Source organism: Cellulomonas alba, from assembly GCF_030362835.1.
Lineage (GTDB): Bacteria > Actinomycetota > Actinomycetes > Actinomycetales > Cellulomonadaceae > Cellulomonas > Cellulomonas alba.
In genome coordinates this window covers 2,081,843-2,104,349 of the sequence record NZ_JAUCGQ010000001.1, presented here as the reverse complement: position 1 = coordinate 2,104,349, position 22,507 = coordinate 2,081,843, and the positions used below count along the sequence as shown (strand labels likewise).

The 22,507-nt window shown below is 75.5% G+C and carries 21 protein-coding genes; 8 read left to right on the top strand and 13 right to left on the bottom strand.

The genetic code is table 11. The annotated features are described in order from the left end of the window. The first annotated feature begins 91 nt into the window (after positions 1-91). Positions 92-1,255: a diacylglycerol/lipid kinase family protein gene (locus QRT04_RS09635; RefSeq protein WP_289454998.1), complete on the top strand. Its 1,164-nt coding sequence runs from the start codon at positions 92-94 to the stop codon at positions 1,253-1,255. Between the two features lie 21 nt (positions 1,256-1,276). On the opposite strand, the gene pheA is transcribed toward QRT04_RS09635, so the two are convergent. Further along, complete coding sequence (pheA, locus tag QRT04_RS09630; RefSeq protein WP_289454997.1) at positions 1,277-2,236, bottom strand: prephenate dehydratase; 960 nt, start codon at positions 2,234-2,236, stop codon at positions 1,277-1,279. Between the two features lie 131 nt (positions 2,237-2,367). On the opposite strand from pheA, the gene QRT04_RS09625 reads away from it, so the two are divergent. Next, entirely contained in the window at positions 2,368-4,791 is a 2,424-nt protein-coding gene (locus QRT04_RS09625) for a hypothetical protein (RefSeq protein ID WP_289454996.1), read from the top strand. A gap of 14 nt (positions 4,792-4,805) precedes the next feature. Here QRT04_RS09625 and QRT04_RS09620 read toward each other — a convergent pair whose 3' ends face one another. Together QRT04_RS09620 and QRT04_RS09615 are read right to left on the bottom strand one after the other, a co-directional pair. Then, positions 4,806-5,546, bottom strand: a complete 741-nt coding sequence (locus QRT04_RS09620) for a glycosyltransferase family 2 protein (RefSeq protein WP_289455753.1) — start codon at positions 5,544-5,546, stop codon at positions 4,806-4,808. Positions 5,547-6,087: 541 nt separating this feature from the next. Further along, positions 6,088-6,912, bottom strand: coding sequence for a DUF5926 family protein (locus tag QRT04_RS09615; protein ID WP_289454995.1), 825 nt, complete (start codon positions 6,910-6,912; stop codon positions 6,088-6,090). A 240-nt stretch (positions 6,913-7,152) separates the two neighbouring features. On the opposite strand from QRT04_RS09615, the gene pgm reads away from it, so the two are divergent. Further along, positions 7,153-8,835, top strand: coding sequence for a phosphoglucomutase (alpha-D-glucose-1,6-bisphosphate-dependent) (pgm, locus tag QRT04_RS09610; RefSeq protein WP_289454994.1), 1,683 nt, complete (start codon positions 7,153-7,155; stop codon positions 8,833-8,835). A 39-nt stretch (positions 8,836-8,874) separates the two neighbouring features. On the opposite strand, the gene QRT04_RS09605 is transcribed toward pgm, so the two are convergent. Further along, on the bottom strand, positions 8,875-9,159 hold the full coding sequence (locus QRT04_RS09605) for a GNAT family N-acetyltransferase (protein ID WP_289454993.1): 285 nt from the start codon (positions 9,157-9,159) through the stop codon (positions 8,875-8,877). 33 nt (positions 9,160-9,192) lie between these two features. Here QRT04_RS09605 and QRT04_RS09600 point away from each other — a divergent pair, with 33 nt between their 5' ends. After that, the gene (locus tag QRT04_RS09600) at positions 9,193-10,500 is read left to right on the top strand and encodes an MFS transporter (protein ID WP_289454992.1); all 1,308 of its coding nucleotides are present in this window, start codon (positions 9,193-9,195) and stop codon (positions 10,498-10,500) included. Positions 10,501-10,521: 21 nt separating this feature from the next. After that, positions 10,522-11,502 carry a phosphotransferase family protein gene (locus QRT04_RS09595; RefSeq protein WP_289454991.1) on the top strand — a complete coding sequence of 327 codons (981 nt, stop codon included), beginning with the start codon at positions 10,522-10,524 and terminating at the stop codon, positions 11,500-11,502. A gap of 21 nt (positions 11,503-11,523) precedes the next feature. Here QRT04_RS09595 and QRT04_RS09590 read toward each other — a convergent pair whose 3' ends face one another. Both QRT04_RS09590 and QRT04_RS09585 read right to left on the bottom strand, forming a co-directional pair. After that, positions 11,524-12,033: a GNAT family N-acetyltransferase gene (locus QRT04_RS09590; RefSeq protein WP_289454990.1), complete on the bottom strand. Its 510-nt coding sequence runs from the start codon at positions 12,031-12,033 to the stop codon at positions 11,524-11,526. Next, positions 12,030-13,313, bottom strand: a complete 1,284-nt coding sequence (locus tag QRT04_RS09585) for an MFS transporter (protein ID WP_289454989.1) — start codon at positions 13,311-13,313, stop codon at positions 12,030-12,032. Before QRT04_RS09585 ends, QRT04_RS09590 begins: the two co-directional genes overlap by 4 nt. A gap of 56 nt (positions 13,314-13,369) precedes the next feature. On the opposite strand from QRT04_RS09585, the gene QRT04_RS09580 reads away from it, so the two are divergent. Then, positions 13,370-13,873, top strand: coding sequence for a gluconokinase (locus tag QRT04_RS09580; RefSeq protein WP_289454988.1), 504 nt, complete (start codon positions 13,370-13,372; stop codon positions 13,871-13,873). A 21-nt stretch (positions 13,874-13,894) separates the two neighbouring features. Here the strand turns inward: QRT04_RS09580 and QRT04_RS09575 are convergent, their stop codons facing one another. From QRT04_RS09575 to QRT04_RS09560, 4 genes are all read right to left on the bottom strand, one after another. After that, positions 13,895-14,644, bottom strand: coding sequence for a DinB family protein (locus tag QRT04_RS09575; RefSeq protein WP_289454987.1), 750 nt, complete (start codon positions 14,642-14,644; stop codon positions 13,895-13,897). Positions 14,645-14,649: 5 nt separating this feature from the next. Next, positions 14,650-15,069, bottom strand: a complete 420-nt coding sequence (locus tag QRT04_RS09570; protein ID WP_289454986.1) for a hypothetical protein — start codon at positions 15,067-15,069, stop codon at positions 14,650-14,652. 169 nt (positions 15,070-15,238) lie between these two features. After that, positions 15,239-15,496: a FeoA family protein gene (locus QRT04_RS09565; RefSeq protein ID WP_289454985.1), complete on the bottom strand. Its 258-nt coding sequence runs from the start codon at positions 15,494-15,496 to the stop codon at positions 15,239-15,241. A gap of 73 nt (positions 15,497-15,569) precedes the next feature. Further along, a complete protein-coding gene (locus QRT04_RS09560; protein WP_289454984.1) occupies positions 15,570-17,195 on the bottom strand; it encodes a hypothetical protein in 1,626 nt (541 codons plus the stop codon). 19 nt (positions 17,196-17,214) lie between these two features. Between QRT04_RS09560 and QRT04_RS09555 the strand changes: the two genes are divergently transcribed. Then, entirely contained in the window at positions 17,215-17,442 is a 228-nt protein-coding gene (locus tag QRT04_RS09555; RefSeq protein WP_289454983.1) for a hypothetical protein, read from the top strand. A 121-nt stretch (positions 17,443-17,563) separates the two neighbouring features. On the opposite strand, the gene QRT04_RS09550 is transcribed toward QRT04_RS09555, so the two are convergent. The 3 genes from QRT04_RS09550 to QRT04_RS09540 all read right to left on the bottom strand — a co-directional run bounded on the left by QRT04_RS09550 (position 17,564) and on the right by QRT04_RS09540 (position 20,323). Next, positions 17,564-19,132: an HNH endonuclease signature motif containing protein gene (locus QRT04_RS09550; RefSeq protein WP_289454982.1), complete on the bottom strand. Its 1,569-nt coding sequence runs from the start codon at positions 19,130-19,132 to the stop codon at positions 17,564-17,566. A gap of 98 nt (positions 19,133-19,230) precedes the next feature. Beyond that, positions 19,231-19,605, bottom strand: a complete 375-nt coding sequence (locus QRT04_RS09545; protein ID WP_289454981.1) for a VOC family protein — start codon at positions 19,603-19,605, stop codon at positions 19,231-19,233. Between the two features lie 49 nt (positions 19,606-19,654). Further along, complete coding sequence (locus QRT04_RS09540; protein WP_289454980.1) at positions 19,655-20,323, bottom strand: GNAT family N-acetyltransferase; 669 nt, start codon at positions 20,321-20,323, stop codon at positions 19,655-19,657. A 189-nt stretch (positions 20,324-20,512) separates the two neighbouring features. Here QRT04_RS09540 and QRT04_RS09535 point away from each other — a divergent pair, with 189 nt between their 5' ends. After that, on the top strand, positions 20,513-22,486 hold the full coding sequence (locus QRT04_RS09535; protein ID WP_289454979.1) for a right-handed parallel beta-helix repeat-containing protein: 1,974 nt from the start codon (positions 20,513-20,515) through the stop codon (positions 22,484-22,486). Positions 22,487-22,507 lie beyond the last annotated feature (21 nt).

The window sequence follows — 22,507 nt, the reverse complement described above, 5'->3', positions numbered from 1 at the left end:
CGCCGCACGCGGGCGGGACGAACCGGACACGTCCCCGTCTGCCGGGCAATGAAGGCCCCGGTCCGGGTCCCGGGGCAATAGATTGCCGAGCATGTCGTGGCAGGCCTGGGTGGGCGTGCTCGTCCTCTGGGTCCTCGCGCTGGCGCTGCTGGCCGCGGGCTGGGTGCTGCTGCACCGGACGCGGCTGCGCCGGAGCATCTACCGGGCGCGGGGCCGGGGGGCGGGCTCGGAGCGTGCGGTGCGCGACGCCCGCCGGCGCGGGCACGTGGTGGCGTTCGTCGCGAACCCGACGAAGCCCGACGTCGCGCAGCTCGGCGCGCTGATCCGTCGGTACCGCGCCGAGCGCGGCCAGCCCGAACCCCTGTGGCTCGAGACGACGGCCGCGGACCCGGGTGTCGGCCAGACGCGCGCCGCGGTCGAGGCCGGCGCCGACCTCGTGGTCGCGATCGGCGGCGACGGGACGGTGCGCGCGGTCGCGGAGGGTCTCGTGGGCACGAGCGTGCCGATGGGGCTCATCCCCCTCGGCACCGGCAACCTGCTGGCCCGCAACCTCGACATCCCCGTCGGCGATCCGGTCACCGCGCTCGAGATCGCGCTCGCGGGTCGCGACCGCGAGATCGACGTCGGCTGGCTCCGCGTGCTGCGCTGGGAGTCCGACGTCGACGACGACGTGGCCCGCGCGGCCGAGCCGGGGCCCGACGACCAGCCCCGCGACCACATCTTCCTGGTGATCGCCGGGGTCGGCTTCGACGCCGCGATGGTGGCCGACACCGACGAGCACCTCAAGGCGCGCGTCGGCTGGGTGGCGTACTTCTTCTCGGGCATCCGCCACCTGCACGGCTCGCGGGCGCGCGTGCACGTGCGGCTCGACGACGGCGCGACGCAGACCACGCGGCTGCGGAGCCTGCTGATCGGCAACTGCGGGCGGCTGCCCGGCGGGATCACGCTGCTGCCGGACGCCGTGGTGGACGACGGCTGGCTCGACGTCGCCGCGATCGACACCCGCATCGGGCTCGCGGGGTGGGCGCAGCTGTTCGGCGAGGTCGTGCTGCAGGGCGTCGGGCTGCGCAACGACCTGCCCGCCAAGATCGGCCGGATCGACCACACCCGCGCCCGCACGGTCCACGTCGTGCTGCCCGGCGGAGAGCACGTGCAGGTGGACGGCGACGTCGTCGGGCGCGTCACCGAGGTGGCCGCGCGGGTCGACCCCGGCGCGCTCGTCGTCCGGGTCGCGGCGGACGCGGCGGCAGGCTGACGACGACCCCCGCGCGCGGCGTCAGGTCGCGGCGCCGCCGCGGATCGCGTCCAGCCACGCGCGGGCCGTCACGAAGTCGTGGTCCGACGTGCCGACGTGCACCTCGGTCTGCTGCGCGTCCGCCCGCGGGTACGAGCCGAGGAACCGCACGTACGGGCACCGCCGGTGCAGGCCCATGAACGCCTCGCCGACCCGCTCGTCGGCGATGTGGCCCTCGGCGTCGATCGAGAACGAGTACCGCCCGAGCGCGTCCCCGATGGGCCGCGACTCGATGCGCGACAGGTTGACGCCGCGCGTCGCGAACTGCTCCAGCATCGCGAGCAGCGCGCCGGCCTCGTTGTCGGGCAGGTGCACGACGAGCGTCGTCTTGTCGGCGCCGGTCGGGGCCGGGACCTCGCCGGGGTGGCCGACGACGACGAACCGCGTCTGCGCGTCCGGGTTGTCGCCGACGTGCTCGGCCAGCGGCGTCAGCCCGTACGTCTCGACCGCGGGCGGCGGCACGAGCGCGGCGTCGAACCCGAGCGTCAGGGGGTCCTCGCCCGCCGCGAGCCGCTCGGCGATCAGCGCCGCAGGCGCGGTGTTCGACGTCGCGGGCACGTGCACGACGCCCGGCAGGTGGCGCGCGAGCCAGCGCCGGCACTGCACCCACGCGTGCGGGTGCGCGCTGATTCGGTGGACGTCGTGCGGCGTGACGCCCGGCGCGGCGGCGAGCGTGAACTGCACGGGCACGAGCACCTCGCGCAGCAGCACGAGCGGCTCGCCGACCGCGAGGCTGTCCAGCGTCGCGGTGACGCCGCCCTCGACGGTGCTCTCGATCGCGACGACCGCGTAGTCGGCCTCGCCGGTCCGGACCGCCTCGATCGCCGACGAGACGTCGGCCTGCGGCAGCTCGACGCACGCGTCGGGGCCGACCACCTGGCGCAGCGCCGCCTCGGTGAACGTCCCGGCCGGCCCGAGGTAGGCGTAGCGGGGCAGCGCCATGGTTCCTCCCGTGGGTCGGTGCGGGCCGGTGCAGGCCCTGTTCGTGCAGGTCGCGTGCGCGCGGCGTGGACGACGCCCGAGGACCGGTCACCGCCGCCGGGTCGAGGGTAGTGCGCCCGTAGGCTGGTTCGGTGCCGAGCCCCGCCCTGACGCGCCCTGACCTGCGCGCCCGCACCGCCGTCGCGTCCTCGAAGCGTCCGGCCGCGGTGCGCGCGCTCGTCGCCGTCGTCGCCGCGGCGCTCGTCGTGCTCGCCGGGCTCTGGCTCGGTGGGCCGGCACGGGCCGACGGCCCCGGTGGATCCACGTCGGCCGGATCCCCGGGCGCGACCCCCGGCGGGTCGAGCGCCCCCGTCGTGTTCGTCGGCGTCACCGGCCTGCGCTGGGACGACGTCTCGACGCTGACCACGCCCACGCTGTGGAACCTCTCGCGCGACGCGTCCGTCGGGCTCGTCACCACGCGCAGCGTCGCGGCGCGCGGCTGCCCCGCGGACGGCTGGCTCGCGGTCAGCGCGGGCGATCGCGCGGCCGACCAGCGCGGCCCCGGTGGGGTGTGCCGCACGCTCGTCGAGCCCGGCACCGACGGCACGGTGCCCGCGTGGTCGGACTACGCGGCGGCGGTCGCCACGCAGCCGTACGACGCGCACCTCGGCCTGCTCGGCGATGCGCTCGCGAAGGGCGGCACGGACGTGACGGGCATCGGGCCGGGTGCCGCCATCGCGCTCGCCTCGTCGTCCGGCACGGTCGTCGGCACGCACGTCGACGCGCCGTCCGCCGCGACGACGCTGACCGCCGAGGTCGAGGACGCGCTGACGCACTCGCGGCTCGTCGTGGTCGACGCGGGCGTCATCCGCGACACCGGCTTCGCGACGCAGGCGCGCGCCCCCGGCGCCACGAGCTCGCCCGACGACACCGACCAGCAGGGGCTGATCCCCGGCGACACCGTCGAGCCCCCGCCGCTCACGACGCCCGAGGTCATCACGCAGCCGGCGCGCGCCCAGCAGGTGCAGGACGTCGACGCGCGGATCGGCGCCGCGATGGCGGGCGCACGGGCGTCGGGCGCCACCGTGCTCGTCGTCTCGATCGCCGACTCCGGGCGCACGTCGCTGCAGCTCGCGGCCGCGACGGGCGTCGCGCCGAACGGCGGCACGTACGCGGAGAACCTGCTGACGTCGGGCTCCACCCGGCAGAGCGGACTGATCCAGACCGTCGACGTGACTCCGACGCTGCTCGACGCGATGGGGCTCGACGCCGCGGCGGCCGACCTCGGCGGCGCGACGATCGTGCCCGTCGCGGGTGCCGCGTCGGCGACCGCGCGCATGGCGGGGCTGCTGAGCATGCAGCACCGCTCGTACTGGATCACCAAGGTGTCGGGCGCGTTCACGACGCGGATCGTGCTCGGGCAGGCGCTGCTCTTCGTCGTCGCCGCGATCGTGCTGACGCGGCGCGGGCGCGCCGACCGACGGCCGCTGCGCCCGGCGCTGCGCGTCGTCCAGGTCGCGGGCATCGCGCTCGGCGCGGCACCCGTCGCGTCCTTCCTGACCGGGCTCGTGCCGTGGTGGAACGTCGACCACCCGATCCACGCGTTCTGGTGGACGCTCTACGCCTGGGTGGCCGTGATCACGCTCGTCGCCTTCGCGGGCCCCTGGCGCCGGTACGTGCTCGGGCCCGCGGGCGTCGTCGCGCTCGTGACCGTCGCGACGTTCGTGATCGACCCGTTCACCGGCTCGCACCTCGTGATCGACTCCGCAATGGGCGCGCACCGCCTGCTCGCCGCGCGGTTCTACGGCATGAGCAACCAGTCGTTCGCGCTGCTGCTCGCGGCCGGCGTGCTGCTCGGCGTCGTGATCGGCGACGTCCTGCTGCGCCGCGACCGTCGCCGGCTCGCGGTGGTCGCGGTCTCGCTGCTCGGCCTGCTGTGCGTCGTCGTCGACGGGACGCCCGGGCTGGGCAGCGACTTCGGTGGGCCGCCCGCGCTGATCCTCGCGTTCGCGATGCTCGCGGTCTCGATCAGCGGGCGGCGGGTCAACTGGAAGGTGCTCGCGATCATCGTCGGCGCGGGCGTGCTCGTCGTCGGCGGGTTCGCCGTGATCGACTACCTCCGCCCGCCGGCCGACCGCACGCACCTCGGGCGGTTCGTCGCCTCGTCCCTCGACGGCGGCCTGGGCGACACGATCGGCCGGAAGCTCTCCGCCAACCTGCGCGTGCTGACGTCGTGGCGCTACCTGCTGCTCGCCATCGCCGGAGTCGGGCTCACCTGGATCGTCGTCGCGAACCCGCGCCCCCGGCGCGGTGCGCTGCTCGGGCGCGGGAGCCCGCTCGCGGGGCTGCGCCGGGCGGTGCCCCTGCTCCGGCCGGGCGTCGCCGCGATGGGCTGCGGCCTGCTCGTCGGGTTCCTGATCAACGACTCCGGCATCGTGGTGCCCGCCACCGGGATCGCGGTCGCGGTGCCGTGCCTCGTCGCCGCCGCCGCGCAGTGGCGGCTCGACCACCCGACCGAGGACCCGGACGACGAGGAGCCCGCGCCCGACGCCGCGCCGGTCGAGCTGACGACCTGAGGCTGCCTGCCGCGCTACAGGTGCGTCTGCGGCGGGCGCTTGCCAGGCTGGACCGTGCGCTTCACGGCCGAGGCCGCGCCGCGGATGCGTCGCGCGTTCGCCGCGAGCTGCACGTCGCGGTACTGCGCGGCGCGGTGCATCTGACCCTTCAGGTCGGTGCCCGACGGGCGGTGGCGCAGGTCGCACGGCACCTCGACGACCCGGAAACCCTGGCGGAGCAGGTCGATCGTCATGCCGGTCTCGACGCCCCAGCCGTGCGCGAGCGGGGTCGCGGCCTCGAACGCCTCGCGGGTCAGGCAGCGCATGCCGGAGAGCGGCTGCGTCGGCGTCCAGCCCGTCAGCGACTGGATCGCGCGGCGCGCGGCGCCCACCACGAAGCCGTGACCGCCCGCGCCCGGCTGCGGCGGGATCAGCGCGATCGCCAGGTCCGTGTGGCCCTCGAGCACCGGCGGGACGAGCGGCGCGGTGTTGACCGCCGTCTCGCCGAGGTCGCCGTCGATGAACAGCAGGATGCGCGGCTGACGGTCGGGCGCGTCGCGCATCGCGACGACGGCGGCACCCGTCTCCATCGCCGCGGCCTTGCCGCGGTTGTGCGAGTGCCGGACGACGACCGCACCGGCCTCGCGCGCGACGTGCTGCGTGTTGTCCTCCGAGCCGTCGTCGACCACGAGCACGAGGTCGACGTGCGGGATGGCCTTCGCGCTGCGGACGGTGGCCGCGATACGGCGGGACTCGTCCTTCGCCGGGATGATCACCGCGACGCGCTGGCGCGTGCGGTGCGGCTGCGGGTCGGTGTGGCGGTCGGCGGGCGTGGCGTGCGACGACTTCGCGGTCTCTGCCCGCGCGTGGGCCGCGGCGACGGTGTCGGCGGCGAGCTGTGCGGTGTCGGTGACGTCGCGGACCGGGTCGGCCGCGGCGGCCTTCTTCCTGCTCGAGGTCGTCCGGGAGCGCGGCTTGCGGGTGGACGGCGCCTTGGCCTCGGCCGGTGCCTCGGGGGTCGTGTCGCCGGCGGCCTGGGAGCCGTCGGGCTCGGCGGGCGCGGTGCCGGTGGGCGCGGTGCCGGTGGGCTCGGTGGGCTCGGCGCCGGTGGGCTCGGCGGGCGCGGTGCCCTCGGGCTCGGCGGGCGCGGTGCCGGTGGGCTCGGCGGCCAGGCCCCGAGCGGCCTCGGCGGCCGCCGGCGCAGCCGCGACGTCGGCGTCGTGCTGCCCCTCGGGCGCGCCCGATTCCGCCGGCTGGTCGGTGGCCTTGCCACCGCGTCGTGTCACGGCCTGAACCCTATCGACCCGCGGGGGCTCGTCAGCGCAGCGTGACCTGCCGAGCCACCAGGCCCGCACGGGCGCGTCGCTCGTTCGCGTCGAGCGGGGCGTCGTTGGCCAGCGCCTCGGCGAACGCGGGCGCGAACGCGGCGACGGGCGCCTCGATGTCGTCGGCCTCGCTGCCGCGCGCCAGCTCCCAGACCGGCACGACGATGCCGCTCGAGCGGAAGTAGCCGACGAACTTCGAGCCGTCGAAGCCCGACGCGCGGCGCGCGTGCAGCCGGGCCAGCGCGTCGAGCACGACCTGCTCGTCGTGCGGCTGCGCCCAGCGCAGGAACTCCTTGGCGCCGAGCCGCGCCCAGTACGCGGCCTCGACCCCGCCGAGCTTGACGGTGTCGATGATGCCGGCGTCCGCCTCCTCGATCGCCGCGTCGAGGTCGGACGTGCGCTCGACGTCGGACGCGAGCCAGTAGTCGAACGACTCGCGGACCGTCACCTCGAACGGGACCGACGTGTCGAGCACGTCCTGCAGCCGCGGGCCGGCGGTCGGCAGCCCGATCGACTCGATCGCGGTGCCCGGCTCGGCGTCGAGCGCGGCCAGCAGCGCCTGCGAGAGGTCGCGGCTCGAGTCGCCCGAGCTGGTGCCCGTCTGGAGCGCCAGCAGCACGACCCCGTCGGACCGGTGCAGCGCGGGCCACGCCTGCGGCAGGACCGTGGTGACGACCACGTCGCGCGCGCCGTGCCCCTTCGTCGTGCGCGCCGTGGCGGTCGCCGCGGGGACGAGCTCCTTGAGCGCGACCCAGTCGGGCTCGCCGGGGAGGCCCTCGAACGGGCGCAGCACGAAGTCGGTCGGAGTCTTGGCCATGCGCGCAAGGCTACCGGCGGCGTGCGGTCCGCTCCCGGCGTGGACCGAGGGCGGTGTGCGGCCGGAACGGGGCTGGAACGCCGCCGCGACCGGACCGTCCGTGCGGACCGCTGCGCGCCCAGCCGCGACACGCCGTGCGGCAGCGGCACTCTCCGCACCGACGGTCCGCACGCCCCCGCGCCCCGCGCGCGGGACGTTCGCACCCGTGCGTCCGGCGCGGCGTTGGGGGAGGATCGCGGCATGCACCCGCGCGCCGGAACCCCCGCCCTGCCCGAGGACCTGGTCGACGTCGATGCGCTGACCAGCGCCTACTACGACCGCGAGCCCGACCTCGACGATCCCGCGCAGCGCGTGGTGTTCGGCACGAGCGGCCACCGCGGCTCCGCGCTCGACGGCGCGTTCAACGAGGCGCACATCGTCGCGATCACCGCGGCGATCGTGGAGTACCGCCGCAGCCAGGGCACCGACGGCCCGCTGTTCATCGGCCGGGACACGCACGCCCTGTCGCGGCCGGCGTTCGACTCGGCTCTCGAGGTGCTCGCCGCCGCGGGTGTCGAGGTCCACGTCGACGCGCGCGACTCGTGGACGCCGACGCCGGCCGTCTCGCACGCGATCCTGCGGCACAACGGCGCGGGCACGTCCGAGGGCGTCCGGACGCACGGCCCGGGGCTCGCGGACGGCATCGTCGTGACGCCGAGCCACAACCCGCCGCGCGACGGCGGGTTCAAGTACAACCCGCCGCACGGCGGCCCGGCGGGCTCGGACGCGACCGGCTGGATCGCGGACCGCGCCAACGAGATCCTGCGCCAGGGCTGGCGCCACGTGCCGCGCGTGACGGTCGAGCAGGCGCTCGCCGCCGACACCACGGCGAAGCACGACTACCTGACGAGCTACGTCGACGACCTCGTCAACGTGCTCGACGTCGAGGCGATCCGCGCGTCGGGCGTGCGCATCGGAGCGGACCCGCTGGGCGGCGCCTCGGTCGAGTACTGGGGCGCGATCGGCGAGCGATACGGCCTCGACCTCACGGTCGTGAACCCGACGGTCGACCCGCAGTGGGCGTTCATGACGCTCGACTGGGACGGCAAGATCCGCATGGACTGCAGCTCGCCGTACGCGATGGCGTCGCTGGTCAGCCGCATGACGGGCCATGGCGACGACGCGCCGTTCGACATCGCGACGGGCAACGACGCGGACTCCGACCGGCACGGGATCGTGACGCCCGACGGCGGGCTGATGAACCCGAACCACTACCTCGCGGTCGCGATCCGGTACCTGTACGGCGGCGCGCGCCCGGGCTGGCCGGCCGGGACGGCGATCGGCAAGACGCTCGTCTCGTCGTCGCTGATCGACCGCGTGGCGCGCGACCTCGACCGCCGCCTGCTCGAGGTGCCGGTCGGGTTCAAGTGGTTCGTGCCGGGGCTCGTCGACGGGTCCGTCGGCTTCGGCGGCGAGGAGTCGGCGGGCGCGTCGTTCCTGCGCAAGGACGGCACCGTCTGGACCACCGACAAGGACGGCATGCTGCCGGCGCTGCTCGCCTCGGAGATCCTCGCGACCACCGGCAAGTCCCCGTCGCAGCACCACGCGGAGCTCGTCGACCGGTTCGGCGAGTCCTGGTACGCGCGGGTCGACGCGGCGGCCACGCGGGAGCAGAAGGCGACGCTCGCCGCGCTCTCGCCGGACCAGGTCAAGGCGACGACGCTCGCGGGCGAGGAGATCACGGCGCGGCTCGTCGACGCGCCCGGCAACGACGCGCCGATCGGCGGCCTCAAGGTCGTGACGGAGAACGCGTGGTTCGCGGCGCGGCCGTCCGGCACGGAGGACGTCTACAAGATCTACGCCGAGTCGTTCGTCTCGGCCGAGCACCTCGCGCAGGTGCAGGCGGAGGCGAAGGACGTGGTGTCCGCCGCGCTCGACGCCTGACGACGCCGCGACCCGGCCGGCCCCGGCCGGGTCGCCACGTCACGCGTGGTGCAGCAGGTCCGCGTAGTCGGGGTGCCGGCCGATCCAGGCCTTCACGTACGGGCACAGCGCGATGACGTCGCGCCCGGACGCGCGGACCGAGTCGAGCGCCGCGCGGACGAGCACGCCCGCGATGCCCTGACCCTCGTACGCCGGGTCGACCTCCGTGTGCGTGAACGCGACGCTGCCGCCGACCAGGTCGTAGTACGCGGCGCCGAGCAGCGTGCCCTCGGGTGACCGCGCCTCGTACCGGTCGCCCGCGTCGTGCACCTGGATCTCCGTCATGGGCCGATCGTGCCGCGTGCGAGAGTGGGGCGCATGCTCCAGCCGTACCGTGGCGTGCTGACGCGCCCGGGCACCCTCGCGTTCTCCGCCGCAGCGCTCGTCGCGCGGCTGCCGATCTCGATGATCGGGATCGGCATCGTGCTCGCCGTCTCGTCGCTGTACGGCTCGTACGGGCTCGCGGGGCGCGTCTCCGCCGTCTACCTCGTGGCGCAGGCGGTGTGCGCGCCGCTGCTCGGGCGGTGGGTCGACCGACGCGGCCAGGCGCGGGCCATGCGACCGACGCTCGCGGTGTTCGCGGTGGCGCTCGTCGGGCTGGTCGCCGCGGCGCAGGCGCACGCCGACCCGCTCGTTCTCGACGTGGCGGCCGCGGTGACGGGTGCGACGCTCGTGCCGTTCGGGTCGCTGGTGCGCGCGCGATGGAGCCACGCGCTCGGTGACGACGCGCACGCGATGCACACCGCGTACTCGCTCGAGTCGGCCCTCGACGAGGTCGTGTTCGTGGTGGGACCCGTCGCGGCGACCCTGCTGGCCACGAGCGTGTCGCCCACGGCGGGGCTCGTCGTGCCCCTGGTCGCCGCGATCGCGGGCGGGCTGTGGTTCCTGCAGCAGCGCGCGACCGAGCCACCCGCGGCGGCACCGGGAACCGTCCGCGCGGGCGGCTCCGTCATGCGCAACCCCGGCATGGTGGTGCTCGCGGTCGTGTTCGTCGCGATGGGCGCGATCTTCGGCGCGACCGACGTCTCGACCGTCGCGTTCGCCGACGAGGCCGGCCACAAGGGGCTCGCCGGGCCGCTGCTCGCGGTGTTCGCGGCGGGGTCGCTCGTCGCGGGGCTCGCCTACGGGTCGCGGCAGTGGCACCGGCCGCTGCACCTGCGGTTCGCGGTCGGCATGGTGGGGCTCGCGGTCGGGTCGAGCCTGCTCGTGCTGGCGCAGACCCTGTGGATGCTCGTGCCGATCATGTTCGTCGCGGGGCTGGCGATCGCACCGACGCTGATCAACGGCAACGGGCTCGTGCAGCAGCTCGTGCCGGCCGAGCGGCTCACCGAGGGGCTGACGTGGGTGACGACGGCGCTCGGCGTCGGCGTCTCGGTCGGCTCGTCGGTCGCCGGCCAGCGGGTCGACGCGGACGGCGCGCACGGCGGGTACCTCGTGGTGGTCGGCGCGGGGGCGTTCGCGCTGGTGGCGACCGTCGCGGCGTACCGGACGCTGCGGGCGCCGACCCCGGGTGCGCGCGCTGCGGCGGGGCCGGGTGCGTGCGAGGACGAGTCCCCGTCGGCGTCCGCGGGCGCCGCGGTCGCGGCCGTCGAGGTGTCCCGCGTCGCGGAGCCACGGGACCGCTGACCAGCCCTTACGCTCGCCCGCATGACGACCACGCCCACCGACGTGTCCGTGCCGCTCGACGCGTTGCGGGCGGTCGTCGCACCGGTCGGCCGCGCCACGTCGGCCGAGCGCCTCACCGGCGGGCTGTTCGCCATGACGTACCGCGTGCACCTCGACGACGGGCGGCGCGTGGTCGTCAAGACCGCGCCGACGGGCACCGACCGGCTGCTGTCCCACGAGCACGACCTGCTGCGCGCCGAGGCACTCGTCTACGAGCTCGCCCACCCGCGCGGGATCGCGGTGCCGCGCGTGCTGCTGACCGACTGGTCGCGCACGCACCTGCCCGGTGACGCGGTCGTCGTGACGCACCTCGACGGCGTGCCGCTCGACGGCGCGGACCTCGAGGGGGACGCGGCGACGACGGCCCGTCGCGGCGTGGGCGCGGCGATGGCGCAGCTCCACGCGATCGAGCGCGCACCGTTCGGGTACCCCGACAAGCCCGAGCTCGGCGGCGCCACGTGGCGCGAGGCGTTCGGCCGCATGGTCGAGGCCCTGCTCGCCGACGCCGGCCGGTGGGGGGTCGCCCTGCCCGCCGACGAGATCCGGCGCGAGCTCGTCCGCCACGGTGCGGCGCTCGACGACGTCACGCGCCCGTCGCTCGTCCACACCGACCTCTGGCCCGGCAACGTGTTCGTCGACCCCGTCTCCGGCCGGCTCACGGGCGTCATCGACCCCGAGCGCGCGATCTTCGGCGACCCGCTCGTCGACGTCGTGGGGTGCGACCCGTTCGGGCGGTCGCAGGACGACGCCACCCTGCTCGGCGGCTACGCCGAGGCGGCGGGCGCACAGCTCGACGTCACGTCGCCGTCGGCGTGCGCCCGGCTCGCGCTCTACCGGTTGTGGCTCGCGATCGTCATGAGCGTCGAGCGCGTGCCGCGCGACTACCAGGGCGACTGGGTGGCGGGGTACGACGCCGAGGTGGACCGGATGCGCGCGGTGGCGTTGGCCGAGATCCGCAGCTGATCCCGACGGGGCCCTCGCCCGTCAGCTGCCGTCGGCGAGCGCCATGCGCATGACGGTCCGGACGATCCACGGGTGCGCCGTGTCGTCCTCGACGCGCGTCATGCCGAGCTTCTCGGCGACGCGCACCGACGCCGCGTTCTCGGGGTGCGGGATCGCGTAGAGCTCGGGGAAGCCGGCGGCGCGAGCCAGGTCGCGGCACGCGGTGGCGGCCTCGGTGGCGTACCCGCGGCCCTGCAGGTCGGCGCGCACGTGGTAGCCGACCTCGAGCACGCGCCGGCCGTTGACGCTCTGCCACGTGAGCCCGCAGTCGCCGACGAACTCGCCGTCGTGCGTCTCGACGAGCCACAGGCCGAAGCCGTTCTCGGCGTAGCTCGCGCGCGACCAGCCGATCCAGCCCGCCGCCTCGTCGCGCGTCTTCGGCGCGGGGTAGAACCGCATGACGTCGGGATCGCCGAGCAATGCGGCCATGGCGTCGAGGTCGTCGGGCGTCAGCTCGCGGAACCGCAGCCGCGCGGTCGGGCCCGGGATCACGGCACCGGGTGCTTCGCGTCGTACGCGAGGAACGACCGCTGCACGCGGACGAGCACCCACAGCAGGACGACGCACAGCAGGCCGCCGAGCGTCACGGCCCACGCCTCGCCGACCCACCGCGACAGCGTGCCGACCCACAGGTCGCCGAGCCGGGGGCCGCCCGCGACGACCACGATGAACACGCCCTGCAGGCGGCCCCGCATGTCGTCCGGCGTCGCGGTCTGCAGGATCGTCTGCCGGAACACGGCGCTGATCGCGTCCGCGCCGCCCGCGACCACGAGCATCAGGAACGCCGCCGCGAGCGCCCACCAGATGACGTGCGCGGGGCTCGTCTTGCCCACCGCCACGAGCACGAACCCGAACGCCGCGACGGCGAGCCCCCAGCCGGTGATCGCGAGGGCGATGACGCGGCCCTGCCAGCGCACGCGCGTCAGCGCGCCGGAGAACAGGCCCGCGAGCATCGACCCGACCGCGATCGCCGCGGTCAGTGCGCCGGTGGTCGTCGCGCCGCCGCCGATGTAGAGCAGACCGACCGCCGGGAACACGACGCGCGGCATCGCCGTGATCATCGCGATCAGGTCGACCGCGAACGTCATGCGCACGTTCCGCTGCGTGCCGAGGTAACGGAGCCCGTCGACCACCGATCCGATGCCGACGCGCTCGCGCCGCCCCGCCGACGGCTCGGGTGGCACGGGCGGGAGCCGCAGCAGCGCCGTGAGCGCGAACGTGAACAGCACCGCGTCGACGGTGTACGCCCACCCGAAGCCGATGGTCGCGACGAGGGCCGCGCCGACGAGCGGCCCGATGGTCAGCGCGACGCTGAACCCGATGGTCTGCAGCGCGTTCGCCGCGGGCATCAGCCGGGCCTCGAGCAGGCGCGGGATGATCGCGGACCGCGCGGGCGAGTTCACCGCGTTCGCGCCCGACTGGATCGCGACCAGCGCGAACAGCCACCCGACCCGCTCGTTGCCGGCGAACGCCTGCACGACCAGGCCGAGCGTCGCGCACCAGCTGACGACGGACGCGACGAGCGCGACCCGGCGGCGGTCGTAGTGGTCGGAGATCGCGCCGCCGTAGAGCCCGAACACGACGAGCGGCACGAGCGCGAACATGCCGAGCACGCCGACCGAGAACGTCGATCTCGTGAGGTCGTAGACCTGCAGGCCGACCGCGACGACCGTCAGCTGCGTGCCGAGGTTGGCGATCGACAGTCCCGCCCACAACCGGCGGAACGGGGGGCTGACGCGCAGCGGCGTCGTGTCGACGACCAAGGAGGGCATTGCTCGGATTCTAGTTGCCCCGGCGGACGGTCCCGCCGCATGGAAAGGTGCTGCCTGTGAGCGAGGCGGAGCACATCGTCGTCATGGGCGTCTCAGGGACCGGCAAGACCACCATCGGGCGCCTGGTGGCCCGCAAGCTGCACCGGGACTTCATCGAGGGTGACGACCTGCACCCGACGGCCAACGTCGCGCAGATGCGCGCCGGCGTCCCGCTCACGGACGCCGAGCGGCTGCCCTGGCTGCGACGCGTGCGCGACGCGATGTCCGAGGCAGCGGCCGACGGCCGCTCGACCGTGGTGGCGTGCTCGGCGCTGCGTGCGTCGTACCGCGACGTGCTGCGCACCGCCGAGGGTCGCGTCCGCTTCGTGCACCTCGCCGTGCCGCGCGCCGTCCTCGAGCACCGTGTCGAGCACCGCGAGGGGCACTTCATGCCCGCGTCGCTGCTCGACTCGCAGCTCGCGACGCTCGAGCCCCTCGGGGCCGACGAGGACGGGGTCGAGGTGCCGGTGAGCGGGCGCGCAGGGCTGACGGTGCGCTCGGTGCTGGCCGCGCTCGGCTGACCGCGCGGCGCCGCGCCCCGTTCAGCCCGCCGCGGCGTCGATCGCGTCGAGGTCTCGCACGGCGTAGCGGTGGTGCTCCCACTCCTCCTCGAGGATCGTGTGCAGGCAGCTCAGCGTCGTCTCCGGCGCCTCCGCGGACCACGGGTTCGGCCGCGGCACCGCGAGCACGTCCGGCGTGACGCCGGCGAGGAAGTCCCGGACCATCGCGACGTGCGCGGCCCTGACCTCGAGCACCTCGGCGTAGCTCGGGGCCCGCGTCGCGAACACCGCCATGTCGTTGCCGTCGAGCGCGTACTCGGCGTTCGGCTGCCCGAGCGGGTGGAACGGCCGCTCGACGCCGAGCACCGACCCGCGCAGCCACGCGTCCGTCGCCATGACGAGGTGCCGCAGCGTCTGCGCGAACGACCACTCGCCGTCGACCTGGACGTCCGGCGTGCCCGCCGGCATCGAGTCGACCCGCGCGAGGGTCGCGGCCCACGTCCGCTCGACGGCCGCCCACGCGTCGCGCAGCCCTTCCGGGTCGTCCGCCCGCCGGAGCTCGCGACCCGGGAAGCGGCGGTCGAGCTCCGCGTCCACGAACGGCACCACGTCGACGCCGTTGACGAGCAACGAGCCCCCCGGCTCGAGGAGCCACGGCGCGTCGATGTCGGCCCCGTCGACCACGACCCCGCGCATGACGACGCCCGGCAGGAACGACCGCACGAACCGGGCACCCGCGAGGTCCGCGTCGACGAACGACGTGCCGCGCAGGTCGCCCGACTGCTCGGCCACGGCGGCTACAGCTCGCCGAGGATGCGGATGCGGGCGGCCGCGTACTCGTCGGCGTTGACGACGCCGCGACGGTGCAGGTCCTCGAGGTCGGCGAGGCGCTGCTCGACCGAGCGCGCGCCGGCCGAGGCCCCCGTGGCTGCGCTCGGCGCCGCGGCGTACCCGGGCGGGATCCCGGTAGGACCGCCCATCGGGTCGGCGCCGGGGTACGCGGGCGGCACGGAGTAGCCCGGGTGCTGGCCCGGGTCGGCCGGCGCCGGGTATCCCGCCTGGCCCGCGTAGCCGGCGGGCGGCCGACCAGATCCGCCCGGGGGCTGTCGGCTCGCGCTCGTGACGAGCGCGACCACGAGCACCACGACTCCCAGGACGACGAGCGCGAACACCCCGAGCAGGCCGAGGTGCCAGATTCCCAGCCCGTTCACGTACACGGCGCCTCCCGTCGCATGCCACCAGCATGGCCCCTCGGCCGCGGCGCTGCGCGGAGGTGTGGAGGGTCAGGCGTCGGGCGCCGGGTCACGACGCCGGGGTCGACGCACAGCGTCCGCGGGACTCCCGCGGTGGCCGGCAGGCGGTGCGGAGCAGCGACGTCGTGGCCCGTCAGGCCGTGCGGAGCACGGACGCGACCGTCGCCGGGCCGGGTGCGGCGACCTCGATCCGCGCGCACGTCGTCGCGTCGAGCGCGAACCGGTCCGCGCCGACCGCGACGACGCGACCGCCGAACGCGGCCCGGTGGGTGATGCGCACGAGCGATCCGGGTCGGACGCCGAGCTCGCCGAGCCGAAGTCGATGGCGCCGGTCGAGGTCGACGCTGACGACTCGGCCGGCTGTGGCCACGGGCCACTCGCCCAGGTTCATGCTCGCGAACCTACGACTGAGGCGAGGCTCCCCTCCTGGGACCGAGGTCCCGCCTGCTCCGGCTGGCGGCGGCCTACGGCCGGCTCGGCGCGAGGGGGAGGACGCGGCTGCCGAAGTCGTCGATCGTGTACGTGCCGCAGTCGACGCGCCGCGCGTCGGCGGTCGTCGCGCCGCCGGGCAGCACCCACGGCGCGGTGCGCGGCCCCGAGACGAGGAACGTGACGTCGGCCCCGTCGCGGTCCGCGCGGTTCGTCAGCCACGGATAGACGCCCAGGTGCGCGTCGACCTGGACGAGCCGGCGCGGGTCGGCGATCTCCGCCTTCGGTGCCCGGACGGTCCAGTACTGGCCGGCGCCGGTCCGCCCCGACGCGTCGACCCAGCGGACGACGCAGCGGACGTCCGCGTCGGCGGCCGGCGCGGGAGCGAGCCGCGGGACGGCGAACGCGGCGGCGACCACGAGCCCGAGCGCCAGCGCGGAGACGATGCCGATCGCGGCGATCGCCGGCGACTCGCGCGGCAGCGTGCCGGGCGCGCCCGCGCGCCGCTCCTCGGGTACGAGACCGGGCACCGCCGTGAGTGCGACCGCCGGGAGGAAGACCCACGGCTGCAGGTACCGCTCGGGGGACGCCCCGGCGGCCACGACGGCCATCAGCACGACGACCGGCGCGACGACCGCGACGAGCGCGACGAGCGCCGCGCCCGCCGACGGTCGTCCGCGGCGCAGCAGCACGACGCCCAGCGGCACGCACGCGAGCCACGCACCGACCGTCAGCACGAGCGAGGCGATGCCCGCGACCGAGCCGGCGGTCTGCGTGACGAGCCCGCCGTAGTGCGCCAGCGACCGTGTCCAGTGCGAGAACCCGACGTAGTCCGAGTCGTCGGCGACGATCCAGCGGCCGAGCGGCAGGCGGGCCACGCCGCCCACGGCCGTCGCGCCGACGAGCACGAGGCCGAGCGTCAGCGCGTCCCGCCGCGCGATCCGGCGGCGCAGCGCGAGCCCCGCGAGCACGAGCGCGGCGGGAGCGGTGGCCCACCCGGCGTACAGCGGGTTGGTCAGGGTCGAGAGTGCCGCGACCAGCGCGAGCGCGACCTGGGTGCCGCGGACCGGCCCGCGCGGCCGTCGGGGGTCGGTCGCGTCGACGACGCGGCGGAGCAGCCCGACCGTGAGCACCGTGGCGATCACGGTCCCCGCGTAGTACGTCGTCGACGCGAGCATCGACGGGAGCTGGTAGCCCGCGCGGCCGGGCCCGCCGTCGAGCAGGGCGAGCAGGCAGAAGAACCCGAACCCCGTCAGCGCGCCCGCCACCGGTCGCCTCACCCGGCCGCGCGCGCCGGCGGCGACCCGGATCGCGCCGTACAGCGCGACGAACGTGACGAGGGCCGCGAGCGTCAGCGTGGTGCGAGCCGACTGGCCCAGCAGGGAGAGCAGCCCGTACTCGGCCGTCTCGGGCAGGAACAGGACGGGCGACATCGCCCAGTCCTGCGGCTGGCCCACGGCGAGCGAGCGCGTGATCAGCGCGGTGGTGAACGCGTCGCCGTTCTCGAACAGGAACCACGCCCGCGCGTGCACGAGGTGCGCGACGACGACGACCGCCATCAACGCCGCGGCCGCACACCCCGCCGCCTCGACGCCGACGACGCGCCACCGCGCGCGGGCGCCCGAGCGTGCCGCCGCCTCCACCCCCGCCGCAGGAGTCACGGCGAGCCAACGTACGCGAGTGCCCTGCGCATTCGCTCGCGGCGCCGCTCGGGCGGGACGGCGACGGCGGGCCCGGTCTCCCGAGGCCCGCCGTCGTCGTGGAACCGTCCTGATCGACCCGTCAGTCGACGAGCGCGTCCTCGCGGCGGACGACGCCGACCGGCTGGTCGCGCTGCTCGAGCTGTTCGTCGCCGCCTACGGCCGCGCCGTGCACGCCGACCAGGCCGAGCGACCCGGGGTTCCCTGAGCCGGTGCTCCCGGAATTGGTGCTCCCTGAGTCGGTGCTCCCTGCGTCGATGCTCCCGACTCGGCGCCCCCCGGCCCGGTGTTCCCGAGTCGGCGGTCTCTGACTCGGCGCCGGCTCGCCGTCAGAACGGCGGGGGTGGGTCCGCGCCCTTCGAGGGGTTCGAGAGGGCGGGGAGCGCGCCGTGGGCGGCTCGCGGCAGGGCGCGCTCGAACGCCCCGCGGGTCAGCAGGACCGTCGTCGCGAGCCGGACGTAGGTGATGCCGTCGGGGCTCGTGGTGTGGACGTCGCCCGTGACGCGGTCGCGGTGCATGTGCCAGTCGTGGTGCGTCTTCGAGCGGTGGTGATGTCGGCACAACGGTTGCAAGTTCGCGGCGATCGTCTGCTCGACCGCGCTGCGCTCCCCGTCGAATGGCTCGACGTGGTCGAGGTCGCAGCCGTCGGCGGGCCGGCGACAGCCCGGGAACATGCACGACTCGTCGCGCGCGACGACGAACCGCCGCAGCTCGGCGCCGGGGCGGTACCCGGTCGAGGGCGGTGGCGGACGGAGCGGCGATGCCGCCGGCGGCGCGCCGGGCGATCGGGTCGGCGCGGGACGATCTCGGAACGGGATCGCGTGCGTCCCCAGCCCCAGGAGGTGGCCGTCCTCGTCCATGAGCGCCGGGCGGTAGCGGTCGGCGCCGGCGGCGAGGTCGCGCGCGATCGGCGCGGGGATCGGGCCGTACCCGGCGAGCTCGCCCGGCAGGTCGTCGTGCCCGGCCAGCGTCGAGGCGGCGAGCGTCAGGTGCACGCCTGCGGCGCGGCCCTGCCGGGTCGGCACGCGGGTCCCGTCCGGGGTGCCGCCCGTCGCGAGGATCGTCTCGAAGATCCCGGAGAACGCGTCCGCGCGCCGCTGCGCGAGCGTGCGGTCGTCCTGGGCGGCGGCTGCGACATCGGCCAGGAGGTCGACGACCGAGAACACCGCCACGGCCTCGGCTGCCGGCAGCAGCGCGGCCACCCACGCCATCGAGTCGGAGGCCCAGTCGAGCCGCACGCAACGCTCGGCGCGGGACTTCTGCGCCCGCTTGGCCGCCGCGTCCGGGTCGACCGCGGAGACCAGTCGTCGCGTCGTCCGACGTAGCAGCGGCGCGGTGAGGCCGTCGGCGTCGGCCACCGCTGCGCGGAGCACGTCGTCGGCGTCGTCGCGCGGCAGGCGCGCCATCTCGTCCAGCAGCACGTCGACCTTCCGCTGGTCCAGCACGCCCGACCGCAGGCCGTCGGCCAGCACCGGGTGGGTCGCCAGACCGTCGGCCCGGGACACGAGCGCGCTCGCCGCGTAGGACGTCGTCGACAACCTGCAGGCGAGGTCGTCCACCGGGCGGGACGGCGTCCGGGGCCGACGCGCGACGAGCTCGCTCACGACCGCGGCCTGGGCAGCCGTCGCCATGCCGATCAGCTGCTGCCACCCGGCGACGACGCCGAGGACGTCGGTCTCGGGCAGGTCCGCGACGTCGAAGGCGAGCAGGAGGTCCAGCAGCGCACGTGGTCCGACGTCAGACGCGGGGAGGTCGCGCGGCCGGGGTGGCACGAGCCCGGGCGCCGACGACCGGTCCGGTGGAGACGCCGCGAGCGCGAGCCGCGCTCGGGACGCCAGGCGCGGGACATGCGGGCGGTCGGCGCCTGCCGTCCCCAGCCGGTCTGCCAATGCGCCCACCCGCCCTTCCTTGGTATCGAACAAATGTACCAAATCGGGCGCTGAACTGCACCGGCATCACGTACGCCCACGGCGAACAGGTCGCCGGGCCAGCGGCGTCACCCCTCGATCGGGCGCTGCTCGACGAGCCCGACCAGGTTGCCCTCGCTGTCCCGGAAGAACGCCTGCCACTCGGCCGTCCCGGCCGGCCCGAGTCGCGTGTCCAAGTGCTCGAAGATCACGTGCGGCTCGCTCTCCACGGGCACGCCCAGCCCCCGGACGCGCTCGACGGCCGCGTCGATGTCGGCGACCGCGAGGTAGAGGACCGACGGGGGGGCGCCACGCTCGAGCAGCAGCCGCACGCCGTCGAGGTCGAAGAACAGCAGCCCGGGCGGGTCGAACATCCCGCGCGGCGTCGCTCCCGTCAGCTGCTCGTAGAACGCTGCGGCGCGTTCGAGGTCGTCGGCGTGCTGGGCGATCTGGACCAGGCGCACGGCTCGCTCCGTTCCGGACGGGTGGCGGACGCTCACATCGTCCTCGCCGTCAGCCCTGGTGGGGAGCCCCTTCGGGCGGCAGATCCCGGACGACCACCGGCGACGGCTCGCGCGCCGGCCGCCACATCGCGTACGGCGACGCACCCGGCCACACCGTGATCGGCCGCAGCGTCCCGAAGCCGTGGCGCCGGTACAGCGCGCCGGTGCGCGCGGTCGACGACTCCAGGTACGCCGCCTGCCGCGCGGCGTCGACGGTCGCGAGGCGGTGCGCGAGCAGCGCGGACCCCACGCCGGCCCCGCGCGCCGTCGGCAGGACACCGATCGCCTGCAGGTACCAGTGCGGCACGTGCGGGTGGTACGCGGCGACGTCGGTGGTGACACGCGCCGCGTAGCGGATCCGGCCCGCGCCGAACGCGCGCAGGTACCAGCGGAGCTGCGGCAGCTGGCGCAGCACCGACGGGCCGCCCCGGCCGGGCGCGTACCAGATCGCCGCGCCGACCGGCCCGTCGTCCGTCCGCGCGACGTCGATCGTCCCGTCGCGCAACGGCGCCGCGAGGAGCATCCCGCGGTACAGCGACTCGGCGCGCTCCCGCAGGTCGTCACGGGCGCCCACGAGCGCGCGCATCGGCGGGTCGTCGAGGAACGCCTCGGCCAGCAGCGCGGCGAGCTCGCCGACGTCCGATCGTCGGGCGGGCGTCACGGTGGGCGCGGTCGGCATCGGCTCTCCCTCGCAGCGGCGGCGATGCGACGCTCCCAGGCCCGAGCCCCGCGCGCCTGGGACCTAGGGCTCGACACGTTCGCCCAGGTCGCGGGCCCGACGACGGCACGCGGCCCGCCGCGGTGCACGCCGCGGCGTGCGATCCGTGCGAGGCTCGGCGTCGCACCCACCAACGACGGAGGAGCCGCCATGCCCACCGAGTACCACGTCGCCGTCACCGGCTCGGACCAGGCCGCGGGCACCGCGGACGCACCGCTGCGCACCATCGACCGCGGCGCGCAGCTCGCGCAGCCGGGCGACACGGTGACGGTCCACGCCGGCGAGTACCGCGAGTGGGTGCGGCCGCGGCGCGGCGGCCTCAGCGACGCACGGCGCATCACGTACCGCGCGGCGCCGGGCGAGCACGTGGTGATCAAGGGCTCGGAGCGCGTCACCGGCTGGACCCACGTCGACGGGGGCGTGTGGGAGGTCGCGGTGCCGAACGCGCTGTTCGGCGACGTCAACCCGTTCGCGCAGCCGATCTGGGGCGACTGGGTGGTGCGCCCCGGCCGCGGAGAGCCCGTCAAGCACCTGGGCGACGTCTACCTCGACGGCCGCTCGCTCGACGAGGTCACGACGCCCGACGAGGTCACCGACCCGCCCCGCCGCACGGAGCTCGTCGACGACTGGACCGGCACGACCGTCGCGCACCCGGACCCCGATGCCACGCGCTACGTCTGGCACGCGTCGGTGGGGGAGGCCGCGACGACGATCCGCGCGAACTTCCAGGACTCCGACCCGAACGAGGCGCTCGTCGAGATCAACGTGCGCCGCTCGGTCTTCTCCCCCGAGCTGCACCACTGCGACTGGATCACCGTCCGCGGCTTCGAGCTGGCACAGGCCGCGACGCCGTGGGCGCCCCCGACGGCCGACCAGCCCGGCCTGATCGGCCCGAACTGGGCCAAGGGCTGGATCATCGAGGACAACGAGATCCACGACTCGAAGTGCTCGGGCGTCTCGCTCGGCAAGGAGGCCTCGACGGGCGACAACTGGTCGGCCGTCCGCGGCGACAAGCCCGGCTACCAGTACCAGCTCGAGTCCGTCTTCGCGGCCGAGCAGATCGGCTGGGACCGCGAGCACGTCGGCTCCCACGTCGTGCGCCGCAACCACATCCACCACTGCGGCCAGACGGGCGTCGTCGGCCACCTCGGCTGCGTGTTCTCGACCATCGAGGACAACCACGTCCACGACATCGCGACGCGGCGCGAGTTCTACGGCCACGAGATCGCGGGCATCAAGCTGCACGCCGCGGTCGACGTGACGATCGCCGGCAACGACATCCACGGCTGCTCGCTGGGCATCTGGCTCGACTGGCAGACGCAGGGCACGCGCGTGACGCGCAACCTGCTGCACGGCAACAGCCGCGACCTGTTCGTCGAGGTCTCGCACGGCCCGTACGTCGTCGACCACAACGTGCTCGCGTCGCCGGTCGCGATCGAGATCTTCAGCCAGGGCGGCGCGTACCTGCACAACCTCGTGGCGGGCACGGTGCGGCTCGAGCCCGTGCTCGACCGCGCGACGCCGTACCACGTGCCCCACTCGACGCAGGTCGCGGGGTACGCGAACATCCCGGGCGGCGACGACCGCTGGGTCGGCAACGTCTTCGTCGGCGGCGACCGGCTGCCCTACGCGCCGGGCCACGAGCCGGCGACGTTCGGTCACGGCACCGCGGGCTACGCGGGTCGCCCGGCGTCGTGGGACGAGTACCGCGCCCGCCTCGAGGCGGCCCCCGCGGGCGACCACGCGCGGTTCGCGGGCGTCGCGCAGGCCGTCTACCTGCACGACAACGTATACGCGGGCGGTGCCGCACCGTTCGAGGGCGAGGCGCGGGCCACGGTGCTCGAGGGTCCGGCGTCGGTCGAGGTCGTCGTGGACGGCGACGGCGACGGGCGGCGGCTCGAGGTCACGCTGCCGGACGGCTTCGACGCGGTGCGGCTCGCACCCGTGGGTGGCCTCGACCTGCCGCCGGTGCGGTTCGTCGGCGCGGAGTTCGAGGAGCTCGACGGCACGCCGCTCGTCGCGACGACGGACCTCGTGGGGACGACCAAGGACGCCGACGCGACCTACCCGGCCGGTCCGCTGGCCGGGCTGGCGAGCGGGACGACGCGGCACCGGGTGGGCTGACCCCGGGCACCGGCACGGCCC

Excerpts from the sequence above, each read along its gene's own strand:
- QRT04_RS09635 (WP_289454998.1), top strand. The coding sequence starts at position 92 with ATGTCGTGGCAGGCCTGGGTGGGCGTGCTCGTCCTCTGGGTCCTCGCG.
- pheA (WP_289454997.1), bottom strand. The coding sequence starts at position 2,236 with ATGGCGCTGCCCCGCTACGCCTACCTCGGGCCGGCCGGGACGTTCACC.
- QRT04_RS09615 (WP_289454995.1), bottom strand. The coding sequence starts at position 6,912 with ATGGCCAAGACTCCGACCGACTTCGTGCTGCGCCCGTTCGAGGGCCTC.
- pgm (WP_289454994.1), top strand. The coding sequence starts at position 7,153 with ATGCACCCGCGCGCCGGAACCCCCGCCCTGCCCGAGGACCTGGTCGAC.
- QRT04_RS09605 (WP_289454993.1), bottom strand. The coding sequence starts at position 9,159 with ATGACGGAGATCCAGGTGCACGACGCGGGCGACCGGTACGAGGCGCGG.
- QRT04_RS09600 (WP_289454992.1), top strand. The coding sequence starts at position 9,193 with ATGCTCCAGCCGTACCGTGGCGTGCTGACGCGCCCGGGCACCCTCGCG.
- QRT04_RS09595 (WP_289454991.1), top strand. The coding sequence starts at position 10,522 with ATGACGACCACGCCCACCGACGTGTCCGTGCCGCTCGACGCGTTGCGG.
- QRT04_RS09585 (WP_289454989.1), bottom strand. The coding sequence starts at position 13,313 with ATGCCCTCCTTGGTCGTCGACACGACGCCGCTGCGCGTCAGCCCCCCG.
- QRT04_RS09565 (WP_289454985.1), bottom strand. The coding sequence starts at position 15,496 with ATGAACCTGGGCGAGTGGCCCGTGGCCACAGCCGGCCGAGTCGTCAGC.
- QRT04_RS09540 (WP_289454980.1), bottom strand. The coding sequence starts at position 20,323 with ATGCCGACCGCGCCCACCGTGACGCCCGCCCGACGATCGGACGTCGGC.
- QRT04_RS09535 (WP_289454979.1), top strand. The coding sequence starts at position 20,513 with ATGCCCACCGAGTACCACGTCGCCGTCACCGGCTCGGACCAGGCCGCG.